Origin of the sequence: Variovorax brevis (assembly GCF_030317105.1) — a bacterium.
Classification (GTDB): Bacteria; Pseudomonadota; Gammaproteobacteria; order Burkholderiales; family Burkholderiaceae_C; genus Variovorax; species Variovorax brevis.
The window spans coordinates 223,397-247,577 of record NZ_JASZYG010000004.1; the positions used below are offsets into that span (position 1 = coordinate 223,397).

General features: G+C 66.6%; 22 protein-coding genes. 16 read left to right on the plus strand and 6 right to left on the minus strand.

Features of this window, described 5'->3' with window-relative positions:
* Window positions 1–18 precede the first annotated feature (18 nt).
* Window positions 19–780 carry a GntR family transcriptional regulator gene (locus QTI66_RS13870; RefSeq protein WP_286560318.1) on the minus strand — a complete coding sequence of 254 codons (762 nt, stop codon included), beginning with the start codon at window positions 778–780 and terminating at the stop codon, window positions 19–21.
* A gap of 49 nt (window positions 781–829) precedes the next feature.
* Window positions 830–1,942 carry an aromatic ring-hydroxylating dioxygenase subunit alpha gene (locus tag QTI66_RS13875; protein WP_286560319.1) on the minus strand — a complete coding sequence of 371 codons (1,113 nt, stop codon included), beginning with the start codon at window positions 1,940–1,942 and terminating at the stop codon, window positions 830–832.
* Between the two features lie 147 nt (window positions 1,943–2,089).
* On the opposite strand from QTI66_RS13875, the gene QTI66_RS13880 reads away from it, so the two are divergent.
* Genes QTI66_RS13880 through QTI66_RS13890 form a run of 3 tightly spaced genes read left to right on the plus strand, consistent with a single transcriptional unit; the run spans window position 2,090 to window position 5,291 of the window.
* Entirely contained in the window at window positions 2,090–3,211 is a 1,122-nt protein-coding gene (locus QTI66_RS13880; protein WP_286560320.1) for a 5-methyltetrahydropteroyltriglutamate--homocysteine S-methyltransferase, read from the plus strand.
* Window positions 3,212–3,238: 27 nt separating this feature from the next.
* On the plus strand, window positions 3,239–3,904 hold the full coding sequence (locus QTI66_RS13885) for a glutathione S-transferase family protein (RefSeq protein ID WP_286560322.1): 666 nt from the start codon (window positions 3,239–3,241) through the stop codon (window positions 3,902–3,904).
* Window positions 3,905–3,917: 13 nt separating this feature from the next.
* Complete coding sequence (locus tag QTI66_RS13890; protein WP_286560324.1) at window positions 3,918–5,291, plus strand: phospholipase D-like domain-containing protein; 1,374 nt, start codon at window positions 3,918–3,920, stop codon at window positions 5,289–5,291.
* A 1-nt stretch (window position 5,292) separates the two neighbouring features.
* On the opposite strand, the gene QTI66_RS13895 is transcribed toward QTI66_RS13890, so the two are convergent.
* Complete coding sequence (locus tag QTI66_RS13895) at window positions 5,293–6,396, minus strand: ROK family protein (RefSeq protein WP_286560325.1); 1,104 nt, start codon at window positions 6,394–6,396, stop codon at window positions 5,293–5,295.
* A 102-nt stretch (window positions 6,397–6,498) separates the two neighbouring features.
* On the opposite strand from QTI66_RS13895, the gene QTI66_RS13900 reads away from it, so the two are divergent.
* Both QTI66_RS13900 and QTI66_RS13905 read left to right on the plus strand, forming a co-directional pair.
* Window positions 6,499–8,010 carry a glycine betaine ABC transporter substrate-binding protein gene (locus tag QTI66_RS13900; RefSeq protein ID WP_286560326.1) on the plus strand — a complete coding sequence of 504 codons (1,512 nt, stop codon included), beginning with the start codon at window positions 6,499–6,501 and terminating at the stop codon, window positions 8,008–8,010.
* Between the two features lie 187 nt (window positions 8,011–8,197).
* Window positions 8,198–8,416 (plus strand): hypothetical protein, encoded by a 219-nt coding sequence (locus tag QTI66_RS13905; RefSeq protein WP_286560327.1) that lies wholly within the window; start codon window positions 8,198–8,200, stop codon window positions 8,414–8,416.
* 8 nt (window positions 8,417–8,424) lie between these two features.
* On the opposite strand, the gene queG is transcribed toward QTI66_RS13905, so the two are convergent.
* A complete protein-coding gene (queG, locus tag QTI66_RS13910; RefSeq protein ID WP_444815006.1) occupies window positions 8,425–9,474 on the minus strand; it encodes a tRNA epoxyqueuosine(34) reductase QueG in 1,050 nt (349 codons plus the stop codon).
* On the opposite strand from queG, the gene tsaE reads away from it, so the two are divergent.
* The 3 genes from tsaE (at window position 9,475) to QTI66_RS13925 (ending at window position 11,857) form a co-directional block, all read left to right on the plus strand.
* Window positions 9,475–9,990, plus strand: coding sequence for a tRNA (adenosine(37)-N6)-threonylcarbamoyltransferase complex ATPase subunit type 1 TsaE (gene tsaE, locus QTI66_RS13915; protein WP_286560872.1), 516 nt, complete (start codon window positions 9,475–9,477; stop codon window positions 9,988–9,990).
* The gene (locus QTI66_RS13920; protein WP_286560330.1) at window positions 9,987–11,486 is read left to right on the plus strand and encodes an N-acetylmuramoyl-L-alanine amidase; all 1,500 of its coding nucleotides are present in this window, start codon (window positions 9,987–9,989) and stop codon (window positions 11,484–11,486) included. The genes tsaE and QTI66_RS13920 overlap by 4 nt, the downstream gene beginning before the upstream one ends.
* 110 nt (window positions 11,487–11,596) lie before the next feature.
* Complete coding sequence (locus QTI66_RS13925; protein ID WP_286560333.1) at window positions 11,597–11,857, plus strand: YMGG-like glycine zipper-containing protein; 261 nt, start codon at window positions 11,597–11,599, stop codon at window positions 11,855–11,857.
* Between the two features lie 21 nt (window positions 11,858–11,878).
* On the opposite strand, the gene QTI66_RS13930 is transcribed toward QTI66_RS13925, so the two are convergent.
* Entirely contained in the window at window positions 11,879–12,541 is a 663-nt protein-coding gene (locus tag QTI66_RS13930) for a DedA family protein (RefSeq protein ID WP_286560334.1), read from the minus strand.
* A gap of 78 nt (window positions 12,542–12,619) precedes the next feature.
* Here QTI66_RS13930 and mutL point away from each other — a divergent pair, with 78 nt between their 5' ends.
* On the plus strand, window positions 12,620–14,521 hold the full coding sequence (gene mutL, locus QTI66_RS13935; RefSeq protein ID WP_286560335.1) for a DNA mismatch repair endonuclease MutL: 1,902 nt from the start codon (window positions 12,620–12,622) through the stop codon (window positions 14,519–14,521).
* Window positions 14,522–14,529: 8 nt separating this feature from the next.
* Here mutL and QTI66_RS13940 read toward each other — a convergent pair whose 3' ends face one another.
* Window positions 14,530–15,939 (minus strand): FAD-binding oxidoreductase, encoded by a 1,410-nt coding sequence (locus QTI66_RS13940; protein WP_286560336.1) that lies wholly within the window; start codon window positions 15,937–15,939, stop codon window positions 14,530–14,532.
* Window positions 15,940–16,202: 263 nt separating this feature from the next.
* On the opposite strand from QTI66_RS13940, the gene QTI66_RS13945 reads away from it, so the two are divergent.
* From QTI66_RS13945 to QTI66_RS13975, 7 genes are all read left to right on the plus strand, one after another.
* A complete protein-coding gene (locus QTI66_RS13945; RefSeq protein ID WP_286560337.1) occupies window positions 16,203–17,111 on the plus strand; it encodes an alpha/beta hydrolase in 909 nt (302 codons plus the stop codon).
* Window positions 17,112–17,134: 23 nt separating this feature from the next.
* Window positions 17,135–18,133 carry a tRNA (adenosine(37)-N6)-dimethylallyltransferase MiaA gene (gene miaA / locus QTI66_RS13950; protein WP_286560339.1) on the plus strand — a complete coding sequence of 333 codons (999 nt, stop codon included), beginning with the start codon at window positions 17,135–17,137 and terminating at the stop codon, window positions 18,131–18,133.
* Complete coding sequence (locus QTI66_RS13955; protein WP_286560341.1) at window positions 18,130–18,777, plus strand: ABC transporter ATP-binding protein; 648 nt, start codon at window positions 18,130–18,132, stop codon at window positions 18,775–18,777. Before miaA ends, QTI66_RS13955 begins: the two co-directional genes overlap by 4 nt.
* 104 nt (window positions 18,778–18,881) lie before the next feature.
* Window positions 18,882–19,238 (plus strand): YciI family protein, encoded by a 357-nt coding sequence (locus tag QTI66_RS13960; RefSeq protein ID WP_286560343.1) that lies wholly within the window; start codon window positions 18,882–18,884, stop codon window positions 19,236–19,238.
* Entirely contained in the window at window positions 19,235–20,464 is a 1,230-nt protein-coding gene (locus tag QTI66_RS13965; protein WP_286560345.1) for an RNA polymerase sigma factor, read from the plus strand. The genes QTI66_RS13960 and QTI66_RS13965 overlap by 4 nt, the downstream gene beginning before the upstream one ends.
* Window positions 20,465–20,490: 26 nt before the next feature.
* Complete coding sequence (locus tag QTI66_RS13970; protein ID WP_286560347.1) at window positions 20,491–23,070, plus strand: FtsX-like permease family protein; 2,580 nt, start codon at window positions 20,491–20,493, stop codon at window positions 23,068–23,070.
* An 11-nt stretch (window positions 23,071–23,081) separates the two neighbouring features.
* Entirely contained in the window at window positions 23,082–24,179 is a 1,098-nt protein-coding gene (locus QTI66_RS13975; protein ID WP_286560348.1) for a PLP-dependent cysteine synthase family protein, read from the plus strand.
* The last annotated feature ends 2 nt before the right edge of the window (window positions 24,180–24,181 follow it).

Here is a 24,181-nt window from a genome sequence, read left to right on the forward strand (position 1 = left end):
CGTCTTGTTTGCGTACGTTCAGCCGCGGCGGCGAATCAGTTGGACACCGGGCAAGGGATGGTGCGACACGCCATGCAGGGCCTCGCGCAGGTTGCGCTGGGCGATGCGGCTGTGCTCGCGCATCAGCGCTTCGGCGCGCGAGCCTTCGCGCGCCTCGATGGCGTCGAGCACCTGCACGTGCTGGTCTTGCGCAATGACAAGCATGTCGCGTGCTGCGGGCGAGTTGGCCTGCACCACCACGAAGCCCGAAGGCGAGGCAAATGGCAGGTTGACCACGCGCTCCAGCTGCTTGCTGACGAGCGCGCTGCCCGACAGCTCCGACAGCAGCGCATGGAACTGCTCGTTGTAGGCCACGTAGCGCGAAAAGGCTGCGTCATCCAGCGCGGGCTCGCGCAGCAATTCGTCGATGCGCGCCAAGCAGGCGCGCGCCTCGCGCAGCACGACGGGCGGCGCGCCGCGCTCGGCCGCCAGTCGCGCGGCCAGGCCCTCGAGCGTGCCGCGCAACTCGATCGCATCGGACACATCGCGTTCCGAAAAAGTGCGCACCGCATAGCCGCCGTTGGGCAGCGCTTCGAGCAGGCCTTCCTGTTCGAGGCGCATCAAGGCACTTCGCACCGGCGTGCGCGAGACGCCCAGCATCTCGGACACCGCGACTTCGGCAATGCGCGCACCGCCGGCCAGTTCGCCGGCGAGGATCATTTCGCGCAGCCGCAGTTGCGCCTTGACGGCCTGCGATCCGCCGGACTCGCCGGCATCCGGCGTGGGCAGGACGGCACTCATCGGGCAGGCTCCGCGCGACGCGCATTCATCGTGTGAACGACCCGCCGCCTCATGCCGCCGCCCGCTGCGATGCCGCCGGCTGGATCGGAATGGTCGGCACGCGCGGCCGCTCCTTCGCGATGAGTTGGTCGATGAGGCGGCGCGCCCACATCGAACCGGCATCGATGTTGAGGTTGTAGAACTGGTGGTCGGGCCGGTCGTCCATCGCGCGCTGCTGCGCCTCCAGCACGATCTCGTCTTCCTTGAAGATGTGCGCCACGCCTTCGCGCAACTCGTGTGTCAGCCGCTGCTCGCCGAGGCAATAGTTGCGTGCAAAGGCCCAGAAGTACAGGCAGGTCTTGTCGGTCTCGGGCGTGATCGTGTTGAGCACATAGCCGTTGACGCCCTTGCTGCGGTCGCTGGCGCCGCCGTCCCTCGGCACCGCGCCGCTGCCCGCCTCGGCCACGCCCACGTCGATGTTCACGGTGCACGGCCCTTCGAAGCGGATGATCTGCCAGCGGTCCACCTTGCCGGCGTAGCCGCGTCCATGCTTGATCTGTGCCGCCCAGAAGGGTGGCGCGTCGATGTTTTCCATCCAGCGCGTCACGGTGGCGGAACGGTCGCCATGCGTCGCGACAAAGGGCGCCTCGGCCACCGCGCGGTTGCCGATGGAGGAACCATGCACGAAGGCCTCGTGCGTGAGGTCCATCAGGTTGTCGACGACGAGCCGGTAGTCGCAGGCCACGCGGATCATCTTGCCGTCGCCGGCCCATTGCGGGTCGTCGTTCCAGTGCATGTCAGGGACCAGCGCCGGATCCGCCTTGGCCGGATCGCCGGGCCACACCCAGACGAAGCGGTGCTTTTCGACGACGGGGTAGCTGCGAACGCAGGCCGAAGGGTTGAGCGTCTCCTGGCTCGGCATGTGCGTGCAGCGGCCCTGGCTGTTGTAGACCAGGCCGTGATAGCCGCAGACCAGTTCGTCGCCTTCGAGCCGGCCAAGCGACAGCGGCATCAGCCGGTGCCAGCAGGCATCTTCCAGCGCGGCGACCTGCCCGTCCGTGCGGCGGTACATCACCATTTTCTGGTTGCAGACCGTGCGGGGGAACAGGGCGTGCTTGACCTCGACGTCGTAAGCGGCGGCGTACCAGGCGTTCAGCGGAAACGGGCTTGTCGTGGCGTTCATGGATACGCAATGTATACATTGAAGCCAAAAAGTCCAGAGTATCTGGCGAAAATCCGGGTAAACACCGACATTGCTGTATACATACGATGTCGTTTCACTCCGGATACGATCTTTTTCTTTTCATACCAGCCTGCACGGAGTCCATCCATGTCCCAGCACGCCACATTGCCAGCCCGCTACGACCACGTCGGCAGTTTCCTGCGTCCCAAATACCTGCTCGAAGCGCGCGAAAAGAAGGCGCAAGGCGAGATCACGCCCGAACAGCTTCGCCTGGTCGAAGACAAGGCCATCACTGAAATCGTCAAGTTCCAGGAAGACATTGGCCTGAAGAGCATCACGGACGGCGAGTTCCGCCGCACGTATTTCCACATCGACTTCCTGGACCAGTTGGGCGGTGTGCAGACCGACATTCCAGTGACCATCCGCAAGCCCGACGGCACCGAGGAACTGGCCCCGCCGGTGATGCGCGTGATCGACAAGGTGCGCCATGCAAAGAACATCCAGCTGGCGGATTTCGAGTACCTCAAGAGCCAGGTGTCGGCTGGCAACACGCCGAAGGTGACCATTCCTTCGCCGACCATGCTGCACTTCCGCGGCGGCCGCGCCGGCATCAGCAAGACGGCCTACCCGGAACTGGACCCCGAGTTTTATGACGACGTGGCCAAGGCCTATGGCGACGAGTTGCGCTCGCTGGCTGCTGCCGGCTGCACCTACGTGCAGATGGACGACACCAACCTCGCTTACCTGTGCGACGAGCACCTGCGCGAAGCCGCCCGCAAGCGCGGCGACGATCCGAATGAGCTGCCCTACCGCTATGCGGCCTTCATCAACAAGGTGGTCGCGCAAAAACCGCCGGGCATGCTGCTGGCCATGCACCTGTGCCGCGGCAACTTCAAGAGCACCCACGCCGCGGCCGGCAACTACGAGCCGGTGGCCGAAGCGCTGCTCAAGGAAATGGACCTGGACGCGTACTTCATGGAGTACGACGACGCCCGCTCGGGCGACTTCAAGCCGCTGCGCTACCTGCCCAAGAGCAAGACCGTGGTGCTGGGCCTGGTGACCACCAAGTTCGGCGACATGGAAGACAAGGACGAACTCAAGCGCCGCATCGAGGACGCCACCAAGTACGCCTCGCTCGACCAGTTGGCGCTGTCGCCGCAGTGTGGTTTCTCCAGCACCGTGCATGGCAACAACATCGCCGTGGAAGCGCAGCGCAACAAGCTGCGTCTCGTTGTCGAGACGGCGCAGGAGGTCTGGGGCTCGACCTGAAGCCGCAATCATGGTGAAGTAGCGGCCGTGAAGACCACCATCTTTTCCGGCCCTCTCAGCCTCTTCGGCGCCAAGGTGCAAATCGCGGCGCTGGAGAAAGGCATCGTTTTCGAGCTCGTCATGGTGCCTTTCGACCGTGACGACAACTACGTTCCCAAGCACCCGGAGGTGCTTCGCGTCAATCCCAAGGGACAGGTGCCGGTGCTCATCGACGACGAGGTCGAGCTCTTCGACTCGACGCAGATCTTCGAGTACCTGGAAGACCGCTACCCCAGCCCCGCCCTTTGGCCCGAAAGCCCCGCCGCCCGCGCACAGGCACGGCAGCTCGAACTCAAGGCCGACGAAGTCTTCTTCATCCCGCACGTGTACCGCCTTTTCGGCTTGCAGAACGACATGCAAAGCCCCGCGGCGCTGGCAGCCTGCGCCGCCTGCGCACGCTTCTACGACGAGATGGAAACGCGGCTGGCCACGCGCGAATACCTCGCCGGCCCCTACTCCTTTGCCGACATCGCCTTCTTCATGGCCTGCATATTCGCCGACCGCAAGGGCGCCGGCATGACCGATGCCACGCCACGCCTCATCGATTGGCGCAACCGCATGCGCGACCGGCCCGCCGTGCGGACGGTGGTCGGTCCGATGATGGATTTCCTTGCGTCGCAGGGGCGCGGCGTCCCGGCCTTCCTGCAACGCTGAGGCATCGCCCGCCATGTTCGACGCCGACGTTGACTGGCTACCCTCACCCTCCCAGCATTTCCTCGTTGTCAGCGTTGCACTGCTCGTCTATGTGCTGACGACCCGCACGCGCCGCGAACAACGCGCGCCCACCACTGCCATCGCGTGGGTCATGGGACTGTTGCTGCTGCCCTACCTCATCCTGCCGATGTACCTGCTCTTCGGGCAGCGCAAGTTGCGGCCGGCCGGATCGCCCCGGCCTCCGCGCTCCGCGCCCATGGGTCACTGGGCAGCGGACCTCATCGAGAGCTTTGGCCTCGCGCCGCCCAGCCCCTGCGCGATCCGCATGCACTCCGACGGCAACGACGCACGCGATGCGCTGTGGGAAGTCATCGAAGGCGCGCGTGAACGACTGGACGTGGGCACCTTCATCATCGGCAATGACGCCCTGGGCCAGGAAGTGCTGACCCGCCTGTCTCGCCGCGCAAGCGAAGGCGTCAAGGTGCGCGTACTGCTCGACGGATTCGGCGCACTCTCCTTGAAACGCGGCCATTTCGATTCATTGCGCGCCGCCGGGTGCGAAGTGTCCGTTTTTCGCCCGCTCTTCAGCCTGCGCAACACGGGGCCGCGCAACCTGCGCAACCACCGCAAGGTGACCATCGCGGACGACCAGTGGTTGTGGTCGGGCGGACGCAATCTGGCGGGCGAATACTTCACCGGCAACGACGAACACCCCACGCCGTGGCTCGACCTGTCCTTCGACCTGCATGGCGACGTGGCGGTTGCAGCCGCGCGCCAGTTCGACCACGACTGGGCCTCGGTGCGGCGCAAGAAGTCGCGCAGCATCTCGGTGCTGGACGCGCAACGCGGCGATCGGCTCGCGCAGTACCTGCCAAGTGGCCCTGACCAGACCGAGGACACGGCCCAGTCCCTGCTCATCGACGCGTGTTTTCGCGCCGAGCACCGGCTGCTTGCGGTGACGCCCTACTTCGTGCCGGGCGACGGACTGCGCGACGCTCTCCGGCTCGCGGCGCGGCGGGGAGTGCAGGTGACCATTGCGATGCCGCAGCGCTCCAATCACCGCCTGGCCGACTTCGTGCGAGCGCGTGCCATGCGCGACCTGGCGCGCGCAGGCGTGACCTTTCGCATGCTGCCCTTCATGGCCCACGCCAAGGCCGTGGTGATGGACGAGAGCCTTGCCATGTGCGGGTCGATCAACCTCGACTTGCGCAGCCTGCAACTGAACCACGAGTCGGCCGTGGTGTTCTATGGCCATGAAGAAATCGACTGGCTTGGGCAATGGATCGAGACGACCGCATCCGCAGGCGATACCTACCGCGCCCGGCGGCCCGGCCTGGTGCGCGACCTGGCCGAAGGGCTCTTGCTGACCGTGGCCTTCCAGGTGTGAGCTACTTCTTTTTCTTGCGGTTGGTGTAGCTTGCGTTGCCCAGCCCTGTGCCGATCGTGAGCACGCCCCAGCGCTTCACGTCCTGCATGAAGGGCAATTCGCTCAGTCCCTGCACGACGGCGTCGTTGTGCATCAGCACCAGCGTCTCGTGCTGACCGATGGTCGGGATCAACTGCGCAACGGCCGTGGGCAGATGAAAGGTCTCGCTCGCCCAGTCGCCAGGCAAGTTCTGCACGCCGCGCGCGATCGAGCCGTCCTCGCGGATCAGCCCCGGGCAGGCGATGCCGACGAAGGGCGCAAGTGAAATGCGCTTCTTGCGCGCGTGGGCCGACAGTTCATGCAGCATCTCGACGATGCCTTGCAGCAGATCCTTGCGCTGCGGTCCGTCGTCCGCATGACGCCACTTGTGGCGTCGCACGACCTCGGCGCGCGACAGGTCCCTGGCCTTGGCAAAGCGCGTCTTGACCAAGCCACAGCGCACATTGGTGCCGCCGATGTCCACGGCCAGGAAGGCGTCGTGCTTCTTGAGCATGTCGCGGGGAACCAGGTGCACCCAGCCGATGAGGCCGCCATCATCCGTCTCGTGCGACAGGCGCGCCAACTCGACCTTGCGGCCCTCGTGGTGCAGCATGGCACTGGCCTGCAAGACGGCGCGCTCGCCAACGCCACTGCCGGGAAAACCGCCGCCAAGAACGATGCGCTGCACCTTGCGCCAGGACTTCTGCCGCAGGAAGCGGCGAATGACCTGCGCCAGTTCAATGGCGAACTCCTCGATCGCCGCGTGCACCATGTCGCTGGCTTCCGATGCCTTCTTCTCGTGGATGGCTGCATCGAGTGCCGACTTGGCGACCTGGTCGCTCGATACCTTGCCCAGCGGATCCTTGCCGTGACGCTTGCGCTTGCGCTTTCGCCAGTTGTCCAGCAAGGCCCGAAAGGCGGTCTGGCTGGCCTGGTCGCCGACGAATCCATCGTGGTCGCGCAACTCGAGGCTGTAGCCTTCAATGACGACCGAGGGCAGTTTCATCAAGCCGTGAACGGGCTCCGATGCTGCCTTGGCGGCCTTTGTTTTTTCCTGCTCGGGTGCCTTGCGGCTTGTCTTGGGCATGCAGGAAATGTCGGCTTTGCGCGCCTCGTTGCGAATCGGCAGTGCGCACTAACGTGCGTAGGAGAGCAGCGTGCCTGCGCACTCGCCGATACACTGACGCCGATGCACCCCCCTCGCTCGCGCGCCCGGATCCATGCGGCGCTGGCGTTCGTCCTGCTGTGGCTGGTCGCGACCCTTGCGCACGCACAGGACAACACGCTGCGCGTGGGCTCCAAGCGCTTCACCGAGTCGTACATCCTGGCCGAAGTGCTGGCGCAGGCGGCCGCACCCACACTGCCCTCGTCGCCCCTCGTTCGCCAGGGCCTGGGCAACACGGCCATCGTCTACGAAGCGCTTCGCTCGGGCAGCATCGACCTCTACGCGGAATACACCGGCACGATCGCGCTGGAGATCCTCAAGGGCCCGGCCACGATGACGCGCGAGGCCATGAATGCGGCGCTGGCCCCGCTGGGGCTGGGCGTGGGCGCGTCGCTCGGCTTCAATGATGGCTACGCGCTGGCGATGCGTGCCGCCGACGCGGACCGATTGGCCATCCGCAACCTGGGCGACCTGGCGCGCCATCCCGAACTGAAGCTGGGCCTGTCCAACGAATTCATTGGCCGGGCCGATGGCTGGAAAGGCCTGGCCGACAAGTACGGCCTGCCGCAAAAGCCCACGGGCCTGGACCACGGACTGGCCTACGACGCCATCGGCGCGAAGCAGGTCGATGTGATCGACATCTACACGACCGATGCCAAGATCAACCACCTGGGCCTTCGCGTGCTGCAGGACGACCGCAACTACTTTCCGCGCTACGACGCGGTGGTGCTTTACCGGCTCGACGTGCCCGCGCGCTTCCCCAAGGCGTGGGCCGCCATCGGCAAGCTGGAAGGCCGCATCGACGAGCGCGCGATGATCGCGATGAACGCCCGCGCGGAGCTCGATGGCGTCGCCTTCGATGGCATCGCGCGGGACTTCCTTGCGGGCGGCGCCAAGTCGGAGGCCGGACGCGGCTTGATGGCGAAGTTGTTCGGGCCGGATTTGGGCCGACTCGTGCGCCAGCACCTCATGCTCGTGGCCATGTCGGTGGGGCTGGCCGTGCTGATTGCGGTTCCCCTGGGCGTCTGGATCTTTCCGCATGTGCGCGTGCGTGCGCTGGTGCTCGGCGCCACGGGCCTGTTGCAGACGATCCCTTCACTCGCCATGCTGGCAGTGCTGATCTCGCTGATCGGCATCATCGGCACGCTGCCGGCGCTCATCGCGCTCACCCTTTATTCGTTGCTGCCGATCATGCGCAACACGGTCACCGGCCTCGCGGAAGTGCCTCTGGGCCTGCGCGAAGCCGGCACCGCACTGGGCATGACGGGCGGGCAAAACCTTCGCGTGGTGCAACTTCCGCTGGCCCTGCCCACCCTGATCGCCGGCGTGCGAACCGCCACTTCGATTGCGATTGGCACGGCCACCATCGCGGCGTTTATTGGCGCGGGGGGCTTTGGCGAACGGATCGTCACCGGATTGGCGCTCAACGACAGGCAACTGTTGCTCGCAGGTGCGATTCCGGCGGCAGCGCTGGCGCTGCTGAGTGAAGCGGTGTTCGAGGGGATCGAATGGATGATGCGGCGGCGCCGGCAATAGGGGCCTGCAACAGGCCGCTGCTGCGTCAGCCGTCGCACATCGGAGCACTTGTTACCGGGTCAGCGGTGTAAAGCGCTTTCCCTTGCATGCACACCCTCTGTTAAATGGGTGCCGGGAACCCGGCATCGCGTTTCACCATCTCAGCAACCATGCGCCGACACCACGATCGGCGTTGAAAGGATCGATCATGTTGATTCCTCGCAGTGCGCTCCTGGCCAGCGTCCTCGCCCTTGCCGCTCCGGCGTTCGCAGCCTCCCCGACGCCAGTCACCGATACCACTCGCGACCAGCGCATGGCCGCAGCGCTGAGCGACTTCCAGTCCGGCAAGCCGGCCGAGTCGGTGCCGGCCAAGCCCATGAAATCGACGCCGTCCCACGGGTCGAAGCATCATCAAACGAAGAAGTAGGCTGCGCGCTATGCGCTGAAGTCGCGCGCAGCGCACAAGGCCCACGCCACGTGCTCGCGCACCAGGGCGCTGGGGTGAGCGGCGCGTGTTTGCAGGGCTGCGGCAGCAGATTCGTCACCGGCGCGCAGTGCATTGCCCAGCGCAACGGCGATGTTGCGCAGCCAGCGTTCGTGCCCGATGCGGCGAATGGGGCTGCCTTCGGTACGGCGCAGGAACTCTTCTTCTGTCCACGCGAAGAGTTCTGCCAGGCCGCGTCCCGTCAAACCTTCGCGTTCATCGAAGTCGGGCAATGCGCTCTTGCGGGCGAACTTGTTCCACGGGCAGATGAGTTGGCAGTCGTCGCAGCCGTAGATGCGGTTGGCCATGAGGGGCCGCAACTCCTCGGGGATCGCGCCCGCGTGCTCGATGGTCAGGTACGAGATGCAGCGGCGCGCATCGAGGCGATGCGGCGCGATGATGGCCTGCGTGGGGCACACGTCGATGCAGGCGCTGCAACTGCCGCAATGCGCGCTCACAGGCTCGCTTTTGGGCAGTTCCATGTCGACATAGATCTCGCCCAGGAAGAACATCGAACCCGCATCGCGATCGAGCACCAGCGTGTGCTTGCCGCGCCAACCCTGGCCGCTGCGCGAGGCGAGTTCTGCTTCGAGCACCGGCGCCGAATCGGTGAACACGCGATGGCCAAAGGGGCCGACCTGCGCCGCGATGCCATCCGCCAGTTTCTGGAGGCGCGAACGCAGCACCTTGTGATAGTCGCGGCCCCGCGCATACATCGACACGATGGCCTCCGATGGCCGCTCCAGCCGCCCGAATTCGATGCGCTGCCATTCATCGGGCGTGGTGCGCGGCAGGTAGTCCATGCGCGCCGTGATGACGCTCACCGTGCCCGGCACCAGTTCAGCCGGGCGCGCCCGTCGCAGTCCATGCGCGGCCATGTAGGCCATATCGCCATGAAAGCCGTTATGGAGCCATTGCATCAACCCCGGCTCCGAACTGGACAGGTCAACCCCCGCCACACCGATTTGGGAGAATCCAAGCTCCCGCGCCAGCGTTTGAATATGGGTCAAGAGTTGCTTGCTGCCGATCACCTGCCGATTGTAGAAACGCGCCAATGGCGTGATGAGGACGCGACCATTGCCTTCTCTGCCGCCCTGGCCGAAGCAATGAAAGCCCAGCCCGAGCTCGCCAACGCCTTCATCGCGCTGCATGGCGACCTCGGCGCGGGCAAGACGACTTTTGTTCGCCACCTGCTGCATGCGCTGGGCATCAGGGGGCGCATCAAGAGCCCGACTTATGCAGTGGTGGAACCCCACGCGACGCCGCAGGGACTGGACATCCACCACTTCGATTTCTATCGCTTCAGCGATCCGCGCGAATGGGAAGACGCCGGATTCCGGGACATCTTCGCAGCACCCGGCCTGAAGTTGGCGGAATGGCCCGACAACGCTGCAGGCCACATTCCAGTTGCCGACCTTGCTATTAAAATTGAAGCAATGAGCAATGATTCGCGAACCGTGACCCTGACTGCCAACACCCCGCGCGGCAAGCTGCTGCTGGAGGCCTCACGGGCATGAGTGGCGTGCAGAGGCACCCGCGCCGCCGTGCACTGCTGCAAGCCGGCAGCCTCGTCCTGCTGCTGGGCAAGCAGCACATCGCCAGCGGCGCCACCATCATGGCCGTGCGCGTCTGGCCCGCCACCGACTACACGCGCGTGACCATTGAATCCGACGGCCGCTTGCAGTCGCAGCAACTGGTGGTCGGCAATCCGCCGCGCCTGGCGGTGGACATCGAAGGCATCCAGCTCAATCCGGCGCTGCGCGAACTCGTGGGCAAGATCAAGCCGGACGACCCTTTCATCAACGGCCTGCGCGTGGGGCAGTTCTCGCCCGAAGTCGTGCGCATCGTGTTCGATCTCAAGCAGGCGGTGTTGCCGCAGGTGTTTTCGCTGGCGCCGATTGCGGCGTATCGCGACCGGCTGGTGCTTGATCTCTATCCCCAGCAACCCGTCGACCCGCTCGAGGCATTGGTGGCCGAGCGCCTGCGCGACGCGCCCAAGGTTGCGCCCGCGCCCGCCGGCCAACAGCCCGCGCCGGCTTATGCGCGGCCCATGCCGCCCGCCACGACTGCCGCCACAACTGCGGCCGCATCTGCGACCGCCACCGCAACCGATCCGCTCGGCGAACTGATCGCCCAGCAGGACAGCCGGCCACTCACGCCGCCCGGAACGGCCCCTGCTCGCGCCTTGCCGCAAGCGCCCCTGCCGCCCGGCATGGCCCTGGCCACCAAGCCAACGGCCGCGCCTTCGGTGGCGCCGCAACCCCGGATCAACGCGACCGCAACCCGCACCGACCGCATCATCATCGTCGCGCTCGATCCGGGCCATGGCGGTGAAGACCCCGGCGCCATCGGACCCAACGGCACGCGCGAGAAAGACATCGTGCTGCAGGTGGCGCACCGGCTTCGACAGCGCATCAACAACGCGACCGTCGCCGGCAACCCGATGCGCGCCTTCATGACGCGCGACGACGATTTCTTCGTGCCGCTGAACGTGCGCGTGCAGAAGGCGCGGCGCGTTCAGGCCGACTTGTTCGTGAGCATTCATGCCGACGCCTTCACCACGCCCGAGGCGCGCGGCGCCAGCGTGTTCGCGCTGAGCCAGCGCGGCGCATCGAGCAGTGCCGCACGATGGCTCGCCAACAAGGAAAACGATGCCGACAAGGTGGGCGGCGTGAACCTGGGCAACCAGGACATGCACGTTCAACGCGCCCTGTTCGACATGAGCACCACCGCGCAGATCAACGACAGCCTCAAGCTCGGCACGGCCATGCTCGGGGAAATTCGCAACATCGGCCGCTTGCACAAGGGCAGCGTCGAGCAGGCAGGCTTTGCGGTGCTCAAGGCGCCGGACATTCCAAGCGTGTTGGTCGAAACCGCCTTCATCAGCAACCCCGAGGAAGAAGCGAACCTGCGCAGCGTGAAGTACCAGGAAGACCTGGCCGACGCGCTGATGCGCGGCATCGAGCGCTACTTCGCGCAAAACCCGCCGCTGGCGCGCAGCCGGCAGCTTTGATGCTGTCAAGGGCCTGCCGCGACTGCGCGCAGGCGCTCGCGGTGCGCTCCTACACCGCGATCTGGCGTGCTTTCTAGAGTGACTTCACAACCAACTGAAAGGTGAAGATCATGAAGACACGTACCTGGATTTCAGCCATCGCGATCTCGTCCGTCGTTGCACTGACGGGCTGCGCGGGGGGCGGTCCGACCAACCAGCAACTGGGCACCGTGGGCGGCGCGGTCATCGGCGGTGCTGCCGGTAACGCCATCGGCGGCGGCAACGCCTTCGGAACCGTGGGCGGCGCTGCAGCCGGCGCGCTCATCGGCAACGAAGTGGGCCGACGCAGCGACCAGCGCCGCTACTACCCGAACAACGGACCGACGTATTGATCGGGCCTGACGCTTGAATCTTCAGGGCTGTGAGGCACCCGCAGACCGCGACTTGCGGCCTGCGCTCCACGCCCCGTAAATCGCGATGAGCCCCGGCACGAAGATCAGCGCCCAGATGATCTTGTCCAGGTGCTCACGCACCAAGGGAAGGTTGCCAAAGAAGTAGCCCGCCGTCGCAATGCCAAGAACCCAAAGCAATGCGCCGACGACATTGAAGGCGGTGAACTTGGCACGGTCCATCATCGCCACGCCCGCCACGAAGGGCGCAAAGGTGCGGATGAAGGGCATGAAGCGCGCCAGGATGATCGTCACGCCGCCATAGCGTTCGTAGAACTCATGCGCCTGGTTGAAGGCCTTGCGGTTGAAGAAGCGCGAATCTTCCCACTGGAACACCTTCGGCCCGAAGTAGCGTCCGATGCTGTAGTTGCATTGGTCGCCCAGGATGGCCGCAGCCAGCAGCACGCCGCAGGCCACGGGATAGCTCATGGCCCCCGTGCCGCACAACGCGCCGACGATGAACAGCAGCGAATCCCCCGGCAAAAAGGGCATGACCACCAGCCCCGTCTCCACGAAGACGACCAGGAACAGAAGTCCGTAGACCCACGGGCCGTAGTTGACGACAAAGGTTTCGAGGTGCTTGTCGACGTGAAGAATGAAGTCGATGAGGAAACTGATGATGTCCATGTAACCATTATCCCGAACGAGGCTGAACGCAAATCCACATTTCCGTTCGCCGGGGCGGCCCTTGCCTAGAATTGCCGGGTGAGCGCCCTTCCTTCCTCCCCTGCTTCGACGTCGCCCTCCGTGCGGCGTCCCATCCGCGAACTATCCGATGACCTGATCAGCCAGATCGCCGCAGGCGAGGTGGTCGAGCGGCCGGCCTCCGTCGTGCGTGAGTTGGTGGACAACGCCCTCGATGCCGGCGCCAGGCAGATCGTGGTGCGCCTGCTGGCTGGCGGCGTCCGGCTGATCGCCGTCGAGGACGACGGTCAGGGCATTCCCTCCTCCGAGCTGACCATTGCCCTGCGCCGCCACGCGACCAGCAAGATCGCCAGCCTGATCGATCTTGAAACCGTCGGCACCATGGGCTTTCGGGGCGAGGCGCTGGCGGCCATCAACTCGATCGCGGAACTCTCGCTGCACTCGCGCTTTGTCGATGGCGAAGGCGGCGGCGGATGGTCGCTGGACGGGCAATCCGGCGAACTGCGTCCCATCGCACGCGGCGTCGGCACGACGGTGGAAGTGCGCGAGCTGTTCTTCGCCACACCCGCGCGTCGCAAGTTCCTGAAAACGGACGCCACGGAACTGGCCCATTGCGTGGAGGCCGTGCGCCGCCACGCGCTGGCCCGTCCCGACGTGGGCTTTGCAGTGTGGCACGAGGGCAAGCTCGTCGAGCAATGGCGCGCGACCGAAACGCCCGAGGTGCGCCTGGCCGATGCGTTGGGCGAGGACTTCGTCGTGCGCAGCGTCGCGGTCGATCATGCGCACGGCCCCGTTCGCGTCACTGGTCGCGCCGGCATTCCCGATGCGGCACGCTCACGCGGCGACCAGCAGTTTTTCTACGTGAACGGCCGATTCGTGCGCGACAAGGTGCTCGCCCACGCGGCGCGCAGTGCTTATGAAGACGTGCTGCACGGGCAGCGCCAGCCGGTGTATGCGCTGTACCTGGAGATCGACCCAGCGCGTGTGGACGTCAACGTGCACCCCACCAAGATCGAAGTGCGCTTTCGCGATGGCCGCGAAGTGCATCAGGCGGTGCGCCATGCCATCGAGAACGCATTGGCAGTTCCGCGTTCGGGGCAGCCCGCTGCGAGCCTGGCCGATGCGCCTTCGCTGCAACCTGCTGCGGTGGCACCTGCCCCAATGCGCCCTTGGGCGCAGCCGACGATGAACTTCGTTTCGGAGCGCGGGGGGCTGGGCGACAGCGCAGCGATGTGGCCGACGCGCGCCTTCGAGCGCACGCCGGAACCCGCTTTCGCGCGACCGGCGGAAGGCGCGCCTTTCGTGTCGCGACCGGCGGACGGCCCCATACCGTCCTTCGCCGCGGCGCCAGTTGCTGCGCAAGCAAACGAAGCCGACATCTGGCCGCTGGGCCGCGCCCTCGCGCAACTGCAAGGCATCTACATCCTCGCGGAAAACGCGCAAGGCCTGGTCATCGTCGACATGCATGCGGCGCACGAGCGCATCGTCTACGAGCGGCTCAAGACGCAGCTCGACGGTGCCGCCATCACCAGCCAGCCGCTGCTGATTCCGGCCACGTTCGCAGCGACGCCGCAAGAGGTGGCAACGGCCGAAGCCTGCGTCGCCGTGTTGCCCTCGCTGGGCCTGGAGATCACGCCCTTTTCACCGCGTACGCTGGCGGTGCGCGCCGTGCCCGGCACGCTGGCCGACGGCGACCCGGTCGAACTCGCGCGCAGCGTGCTGGCCGAGCTGGCGCAACACGATGCGAGCACCGTGGTGCAGCGCGCTCAAAACGAGTTGCTGTCGACCATGGCCTGCCACGGTGCGGTGCGCGCCAATCGCAAGCTGACGGTGGACGAAATGAACGCGCTGCTGCGCCAGATGGAAGCCACCGAGCGCTCGGACCAGTGCAATCACGGTCGGCCCACATGGCGCCAGCTGTCGGTGCGGGAGCTGGACGCGCTCTTCATGCGCGGGCGCTGACAAGCCCTTCAAGCGGCCTGCGCCATCGGCCGGATGTTGGCATTGAGGCGGAAGATGTTTTCGGGGTCGAACTGTGCCTTGATGCGCGCCAGCCGCTGGTACTTCTCCTCGCCATAGGAAGCGCGCAGGCGGTCCTCGTCCGCTTCCGCCATGAAGTTCACGTAGCCGCCTGAACCGCTGGCATGCGGCCGCATTGCTTCCCAGAAATTGCGCACCCACATGCGGTCCGCCTCGTAGGTCGCCTGGTCGTGCGCCGCGGCCTCGACGTTGAAGACATAGCCCGCGCTGCGGCTGCCGCCAAAGGCCGTGTCGGCATCGTCTTTGGCCCGATAGGCACCGGACAGCATGAAGGTCGGACAGAAAGAATGCGGCGAGATTTTCTTCGGTGCATGTTCGCCGATCACGGCGATGGCCGCGTCCGACAACTCATCGAGGTACAGCGCTTTTTCGTAAGCCAGCGATCCCCAGGTCGCGCTGTCGTTGAACAGCTGCTGGAGGGCCACGAAAGGAATTGGTGTGACCAGTTCAAAGAGCGGCGCGACGGCGTTGCGGACCTGTGCAGCGAGCGCTGCGTGCGCCTCCACCGATCCGTACCCCACGACGAGCAGTGCATGCCCCAGCCGGAACCGGAACGGCTCCGGCACGAAGGGAGCAGGCGGCGCGTTGATGCCAATGGCGAGGAAAGAGGTCGCGTCGTCAGGCAGCGTCTTGACGAAACCGCGCGCAAATCGCAACGCATCCGGGCCCTTGTCGAGCTCGTAGAAGAACAGGCCGAGGTTGACCAGCGGGCCGACGGGATGCAGCGCAAATTCGAATGAAGTGACGACGCCAAAGTTGCCGCCGCCACCGCGCAGCGCCCAGAAGAGATCGGGGTTTTCATCCCCCGAGGCGCGAATGATTTGCGAGTCGGCCGTCACCACTTCGGCGGCGACCAAGTTGTCGCACGACAAGCCCGCCTTGGCTGAAAGCCAGCCGATACCGCCACCGAGGGTGAGCCCCGCGATGCCGGTGTGGCTGATGAAGCCGCCCGGCGTCGCCAGCCCGTGTGCCTGCGTCGCGGCGTCCACATCGGCCCACGTCGCGCCACCACCGCACACGGCGCGCCGCGCGCCCGCATCGACGCCCACGCCGTTCATGGCCCCGAGGTGGATCATCAGCCCGCCATCGCAGACCGAATTGCCCGCATAGCTGTGGCCGCCGCCGCGCACGGCAATCTGAAGCCCTGCAACGCGGGCAAACCGGATGGCGTCGGCGACCTGTGCGGCTGTCGTGCAACGGGCGATGACTGCAGGTTTGCGGTCGATCGCGCCGTTCCAGACGGAACGGGCCTTGTCGAACTCCGCGTCGCCGGGTGTCAGGGTTTGACCTGCGAATTGCGCGCGAAATTCTTCGATGCGGTCTGCGGATTGAGCGGCCATGACTCAGCTCCTTGAAACACCGTGAGCGAGGCACTTTACTGCGCTCGCGCCAACCGCTTCGCGCAACTTTCCCGGGTATTGGGGAATACCCTTCGACGCCCGATTGCCAGCGTCTGCGAGCATTCCACTTGTAACCAAGTGCTTGCATTCCGACTGTCATCGAAGCGTCTGGCACGTGCGTTGCATGCTTTCTGTCAGAAGTTTCCATCCATTTCGGCTGGAAACGGAACCAAAGAACCGCCTCGCCAATCCCTCATGCAGGAATGAAACGCTGGTCCCTGTTCGTTGCAGCCACCGCCCTCGTGGGCGCTCTTGCTGGAGGCTGCTCCACGCTGGATGCGCAGCAGCGCGAGTGGATCTTCCAGCCCAGCGACCGCAGTTGGGGCAACACGGCCGCGATGACGGCGGGCATGGAAGACGTCTGGATCGACTACAAGTCCTCGCTCACCGGCGAGGCCGTGCGCCTGCACGGTCTGTGGCTGGGCGACAAACCTGATTCGCCGGACAAGCCGGTCCTTCTCTACCTGCACGGCGCCCGCTACAACGTGGCGGGTTCCGCGCCGCGCATCCAGCGCATGCACGAACTCGGTTTTTCGGTGCTGGCCATCGACTACCGCGGCTTCGGCAAGAGCAGCAAGGCATTGCCATCCGAAGACTCCGCCCGCGAAGACGCCATGGCCGCTTGGATCTGGCTGGGCAAGGCGCATCCCAAACAGCATCGCTACATCTTCGGCCACTCGCTGGGCGGCGCCATCGGCATCGACCTCGCGTCGCGGGTGAAAGACGAAAGCGGCACCATCGTCGAAGGCACCTTCACCTCCATCTCGGAAGTGGTGAGCAGCTTCAAGTGGGGCTGGCTGCCCTTCACGCCTTTCCTCACGCAGCACTTCGATGCGCTGGCGCGCGTCAAGGACATCCACTCGCCCCTGCTGGTCGTGCATGGCTCGCTCGACAACCTGATCCGCCCTGAACTCGGCCGGAAGCTCTACAACGCAGCCGTCGATCCCAAGCTCTTCGTGCTGGTCGAGGGCGGCTCGCACCACAGCACCAACACGGTGGGCGCGGCGCAATACCGGGCCGCGCTGAGCGAGCTCTTTCGCATGAAGCAGCCGGACGATCCCGCGGACCCGGTGCAGGCCCAAACCCGAAGCAGCGTGCGGGCGCCCGGCTGACCGCGTTTGATAACCTCGGGCGCATGTCGCCCCCTGCTCTCACCGCAACGGTTGCGGCCACCACGTCCCGGCTTCCTGTTGACCTGAAGTGGCTTGGCCTTGCCGGCCCCACGGCCAGTGGGAAAACCGCCGCCGCGTTGGCCGTGGCGCGCACACGGCCGGTGGAAATCGTCAGCGTCGATTCGGCGCTGGTGTTTCGCGGCATGGACATCGGCACGGCCAAACCGAGCGCCAGTGAGCTGGCGCAGGTGCCGCATCACCTCATCGACATCCGCGATCCGCGCGATGCGTACAACGCCGGCGCCTTCGTGCGCGATGCAACGCGGCTCATCGAGGAGATCCGCGCCCGTGGGCGCCTGCCCTTGCTGGTCGGCGGCACGATGCTGTATTTCAACGCGCTCATCCATGGCATCGACGAGATGCCGACGGCCGAACCTGCCGTGCGCGCCAGCATCGAGGCGGATGCGGCGCGGCTGGGCTGGCCTGCAATGCACGACAGGCTGGCGCAGGTCGATGCACCAACGGCGGCGCGCCTTTCGCCCAATGACAGCCAGCGCATCCAGCGCGCGCTGGAGGTGTGGCATGCGAGCGGCAAGCCCCTGTCGAGCTTTCATGCAGGCGCCAAACCGCCGGCGCAAGCCGCGGCGCTCATCTCGCTGGAGCCGCATGACCGAACCTGGCTGCACGAACGCATCGCACAACGCTTCGATGCGATGCTGGAGGCGGGCTTTCTCGATGAAGTAGCCGCACTGCGGGCCCGCGGCGACCTGACGGCCGACCTGCCCTCGATGCGCTGCGTCGGCTACCGACAGGCGTGGGAAGCGCTCGACGGCGACTGGCCCATGGCCGAACTGCGCGAACGCGGCGTGGCAGCCACGCGCCAGCTGGCCAAACGCCAGATCACCTGGCTGCGCAGCATGCCGAGCCGACAGGTGATCGAAGCCAGCGCGCCCGATGCCATAGAGCGGGTGATAGGGCAGGTGGATCGTTGGATTGCTACCGGCGTGGTGCGCGGGATATGACGATTGCTGTTCGCGGACTCGCCAAGCACTACGGCGAAGCAGCCGTTTTCGAGAACGTGTCATTGGACGTTGCGCCGGGCGAATTCGTCGCCATCGTCGGCGAATCGGGCGTCGGCAAGTCCACGCTGCTCAACTGCATGGCCGCGCTGGACACCTGGGACGCCGGGACCATCACGCAGGCCGGCACCGACCTCGGCACGCTCGACGCCACGGCACGCGCGCTCTGGCGGCGCAGCCACGTCGGCTTCGTATTCCAGGCCTTCCACGTGCTGCCCCATCTGGACGTCGCGCAGAACATCGCCTTGCCCTTGATGCTGCAGGGCCGCAGGGACGATGCGCGCGTACAGCAGATGCTCAGCGCCGTTGGACTCGAAGGGCTGGGCGACCGCCTGCCCCAGCAACTGAGCGGCGGGCAATTGCAGCGCGTCGCCATCGCGCGTGCGCTGGTGCATCGCCCCACCCTGCTGCTGGCCGACGAGCCGACCGGCAACCTCGACCCCACCACCGCCGCCAAGGTGATGCACGTGCTGGCTGGCCAAACCCGCGAGCACGGCGCCTCGCTGGTGCTGGTGACGCATTCCGAAGCCGCCGCCGCACGCGCCGACCGGGTGCTGCACCTGCGCGCCGACGGCATCGCCGCCTGAATTCGACGCTGTTCCGTCGCACACTGTCGAAATCGCCCGCCGCCAAGCGTCATTGTGGTGAGCGATCCTGCTCACACAACTCTTTTTGCAAGATGGAGTCAGCGATGGAATACCTGATGATGTACTACGAAACCCCGACCGATTTCGCACAGCGCGAGAGCGCCGAAGGCAAGGCCCACGTCGGCAGCTGGATGGCCTACATGGGCGCCATGCACGAAGCCGGCATCACCGTCGGTGGCAACGGTTTGCAGCCGCCAATGACGGCCACCTCGTTGCGGCTGCGCGGCGACAAGCGGCAGGTGCAGGACGGCCCCTTTGCCGACACCAAGGAGCAGCTTGGCGGCTACCTGGTCATCAACGTGCCCGACCTGGACGCGGCGCTCGAATGGGCAGCGCGCGCGCCCTGCGCCTCGACCGGTGGCGTGGAGCTGCGCCCGCTTTTCAACCCGTCGAAGATGTGAGTACCTCGCCGGCGCACGACGCGGCCGAGCGTGCGGCGCGGCAGTCGTACGGGCGGCTGGTCGCCATCCTGTCGGCGCGTACGCGCGACATCGCGGCGTCGGAAGATGCGCTGGCCGATGCCTTTGCGCGTGCGCTCGAGCGCTGGCCGGTGGACGGTGTTCCCGGGCAGCCCGAGGCATGGCTGCTGCAGGTGGCACGCCACCGCACGCTCGACGCGTGGCGCCATGCACGCGTCGAGGAAGGGGCCACGCAAACGCTGTTGCTGCTGGCCGATGCGGTCGTCGAGGGCGATGCGCAAGGCGCCGTGCCGGACGAGCGCCTGCGACTGCTTTTCGTCTGTGCGCACCCGGCCATCGACGCGGCTGCCCGTGCGCCGCTGATGCTTCAGACGGTCCTCGGCCTGGACGCCGCGCGTATCGCCAACGCATTCCTGGTGGCGCCCGCAACGCTCAGCCAGCGACTGGTGCGCGCCAAGGCGCGGATTCGCATGGCCGGCATCGCCTTTGAATTTCCGCAGGCACGCGATGTGCCGCAGCGCCTGCAGGATGTGCTGGACGGCATCTACGCCGCCTACGGCACCGGCTGGGAAGACGTCGAAGGCGCCGATGCGGCGCACCGGGGGCTCACGGCGGAGGCGATCGACCTCGGCCGCATCCTGTGCAGCCTGCTGCCTCACGAGCCCGAGCCGCGCGGCCTGCTCGCGCTCATGCTGTTTTGCGAAAGCCGCGCGCAGGCACGTCGCGATGCCACCGGCGCCTACGTTCCGCTCGATGCGCAAGACACGGCGGCGTGGGACCACGCGATGCGCGAAGAGGCGGAGCAGCACCTGGCCCAAGCCGCCGCGATGTCCGCCATCGGCGCCTATCAGTTGGAGGCTGCGATCCAGTCCGCGCACAGCCAGCGCCAATTGGGAGCCAAGGTGCCGTCCGAGGCGCTGGTGTCGCTCTACGACGGCTTGCTGGCCTTGCGACCCAGTGTGGGCGCGCAGGTAAGCCGCGCGTGCGCGGTCGCCACGGCCCGCGGCGCAGCAGCGGGCTTGCAGGAACTCGATGCCATGGATGCTGCACAGGTTACGAGCTACCAACCTTATTGGGCGGCACGGGCGCACCTGCTCGGTGTGCTTGGCGATGCGGACGCCGCGCGCGCCGCGTATCTGCGCGCGAGCGGGCTTTCAGCCAACCCTTCGGTGCGCGCCTGGCTGGCCAGCGTCTCGCAGCGGCTTTGAGCAGGCCCGCGCGGAATAATCCAGCGATGCTTGCCCTGCTCCGCACCTTCTCGTGGCGTGAACTGCGCCATCACCCATGGCGCAGCGCGGCGGCTGTCGTCGCGGTGATGCTGGGCGTGGCGCTGGCGTTCTCGGTACAGCTCATCAACGCCTCGGCGCTCGACGAATTCTCCAGCGCGGTCCGTTCGGTGAATGGCCAGCCAGACCTCGAATTGCGCGCAGCACAAGGCGGGTTTGACGAAAGCCTTTTCGCGCGTGTTGCCGCTAATCCGCAGGTGGCGCTGGCGAGCCCCGTGCTCGAAACGCAAGTGCTGGCGTTGCGCGACAGCAAGCGCATTGCCATGCGGGTCTTGGGCGTGGATGCGCTGGCGCTGTCGAGCATCGCGCCGGCGTTGGTGCCCTCGCCATCGGCGAAGGCCGATCGTTTCGCGGCCATTGCGCCGGGACACGTTTTCCTCAACGCGGCGGCGCAATCGGCGATTGGCGCGACGGCGACGTCCATCGACATTCAATACGGCGCCCTCCCGCACACGCTGGCGGTCGCGGGCAGTGTGGCCGCGGGTGGCGGGCCGCTCGCGGTGATGGACATCGCCGCGGCGCAGGACTTGTTCGAACGATGGGGGCAGCTCACCCGCATTGACCTGCGGCTGACGCCGGGCATTAACCGGGCGGACTTCGTGCGCGCGCTCGAGCAGTCGCCGCAGTGGCCGGCCGGCGTGCGCGTGGCCGAGCCGGGCGATGCGGCGGAGCGCGTGAGCAATCTCTCGCGCGCCTACCGGGTCAACCTCACGGTGCTCGCGCTGGTGGCCTTGTTCACAGGCGCCTTCCTGGTCTTCTCGGTGCTGGCGTTGAGTGTGGCGAAGCGTGCGCAGCAGTTTGCGTTGCTGGGCGTGCTGGGCCTCACGCCGCGCGAGCGCCTGCAGGTGGTGCTGGTCGAATCCTGCTTTCTCGGCTTGATCGGCAGCGTGGCGGGCATCGCGCTGGGAACGGCGCTGGCCGCGTTGGCGCTGCGCTTGCTCGGCGGCGACCTGGGCGGGGGCTACTTTCCGGGCGTGGCGCCGACGTTGCGCTGGAGCACGGGCGCCGCGCTGGTCTACGGCGCGCTGGGCGTGTTGGCGGCGCTGGTCGGTGGCTGGTGGCCCGCACGCGCGGCGCAGGCCTTGCCCGAAGCGCAGACGCTCAAGGGGCTGGGCGCGACGGCCGCGTCGTCCGGCTCGCGTTTCGCGCGATGGATCGGCCTCACGTTGATGATCGCCGGCGGGCTGCTGGCGCTCGCACCGGCGATCTTCGGCGTGCCGATTGCAGCGTATCTGTCGGTCGGGTTCCTGCTGGTGGGTGGCATCGCAGCGCTGCCCGCGCTGATCGGCGCGCTGTACGACCGCGTCGCGCCGCTGGTGGCGCATCGCGTGTTGCCGATGCTGGCGGTGGAGCGCGCGCGTCGCATGCGCGGAAGTGCGGCCGTCGCCGTGAGCGGCGTGGTTGCGAGCCTGAGCCTGGCGGTCGCGCTCACTGTCATGGTGGCGAGCTTCCGGGATTCGGTCACGCGCTGGCTCGATGCGGTGCTGCCGGCGGACCTCTACTTGCGCGCAGCCGGAAGCGGTGGGAGTGCGGTCGATGCCGCAGCCTTCGATCCGGCCTTCGTGCAAGCGGTGGGACAAGTGCCTGGCGTCTTGCGAACGGGCACGCTGCGCACGCGGCCACTGCTGCTGGACAGCACGCGGCCGGCAGTCACGCTGATCGCGCGCAGCCTGGACGCCGACCCGGCCCGCACGCTGCCGCTGGTCGGCGCGCTCATGCCGACCCCGCCGGATCGCATCGGCGTGTACGTGAGCGAGGCGATGGTCGATCTCTACGGTGCGAAGCCGGGCAATGATTTCGAGCCGCTGTCGCAAGCCTTCGCCGGCAGCGCCAAGGCATCGGGCACGGGCACGGGCGCACCACGCTTCTTCGTGGCGGGCGTGTGGCGTGACTACGTTCGCCAGTTCGGCGCCATCACCATGGACGCGCGGGACTTCGAGCGCATCTCCGGCGACCGCAGCGTAAGCGACGTCGCGATGTGGATCGCACCCGGCGCCAGCCATGGCAGCGTGCAGGCGGCAGTGCGCGCACTTGCGGCGCGGCAGCTCGGCACGCCGGACCTGATCGAGTTTGCGTCCGTCGGCGAGATCCGGGCGACGTCGCTGCGCATCTTCGACCGCAGCTTTGCGGTGACCTACTGGCTGCAGGCGGTTGCGATCGCCATCGGGCTGTTCGGCATCGCAGCGAGCTTCAGCGCGCAGGTGCTGGCGCGGCGCAAGGAGTTCGGCCTGCTGGCTCACCTGGGCTTCACGCGCGGACAGATCCTGGGCGTGGTCGCGGGCGAAGGCGCAGCATGGAGCGCCATCGGTGCGATTGCCGGGTTGGCGTTGGGCCTGGGCGTGTCGGTGATCCTCGTGCACGTCGTCAATCCGCAGAGCTTTCACTGGACGATGGATCTGCTCGTGCCGTGGCTGCGCCTGCTGGCGTTGTGCGTCGCGGTGCTCGCGGCCGGAACGCTGACCGCGTGGCTCTCCGGTCGCGCTGCCGCGGGCACGGATGCAGTGCTCGCCGTCAAGGAAGACTGGTGACAATGCAGGCCATGAACACCATTGGCACTGGCACTGGCACTGGCACTGGCACTGGCACTAGCGGCAGCGGCTGGCTTGGCGCGGCCGTTCAGCGCATCGAGGCGGACTACCAGCGCAGCGCCGACACGCACCTGATTCCGTTGCCGCTGCGCGCCTTCGCCGCGCATGGCATCGACCTGTACCTGAAGGATGAATCCACGCATCCCACCGGCAGCCTCAAGCACCGGTTGGCGCGATCGCTTTTCCTGTATGCGCTGTGCAATGGTTGGGTGCGCGAGGGCACGACCATCGTCGAGGCATCCAGCGGCTCCACCGCCGTGAGCGAGGCCTATTTCGCGCGCCTGCTGGGCCTGCCCTTCATCGCCGTGATGCCGCGCAGCACCTCGCCGGAAAAGGTGGCGCAGATCGCCTTCTACGGCGGCCAGAGCCATTTCGTCGACAGCGCGGCGCAGGTGTACGAAGAGGCCCGCGCGCTGGCCGATCGCACGGGCGGCCACTACATGGACCAGTTCACTTTTGCGGAGCGCGCGACGGACTGGCGCGGCAACAACAACATCGCCGAAAGCATGTTCCAGCAGATGTCGCGCGAGGCGCATCCGGTGCCGGCCTGGATCGTCGTCGGCGCCGGCACGGGCGGCACCAGCGCGACCATCGGGCGCTATGTGCGCTATCGCTGCCACGACACGCAAGTGTGCGTGCCGGACCCGGAGGGCTCGGTGTTCGGTGCGTACCACAGCAGCGGCGACGCCACGCTCACTGCGCCGGGTTCGCGCATCGAGGGCATCGGGCGGCCGCGCGTGGAGGCGAGCTTCATCCGTTCGCTGGTGGACCGGATGATGGAAGTGCCGAATGTCGATTCGGTGGCGGCGATGCGCACGCTCTCGGCATTGGTCGGCCGCAAGGTGGGGCCGTCGACGGGCACCAACTTCATCGGCATGCTCACGCTGGCCCATGAAATGCGCAGCGCGGGCCGCAAGGGCTCGATTCTTTCGTTGCTGTGCGATGCGGGCGAGCGCTACCTGCCGAGCTATCACGACGCCGCGTGGGTTGCGGCGAACTTCGGCGATTGCGCAGTGGCGCAGGCGCGCATCGACGCCTTGCTGGCCTGAAC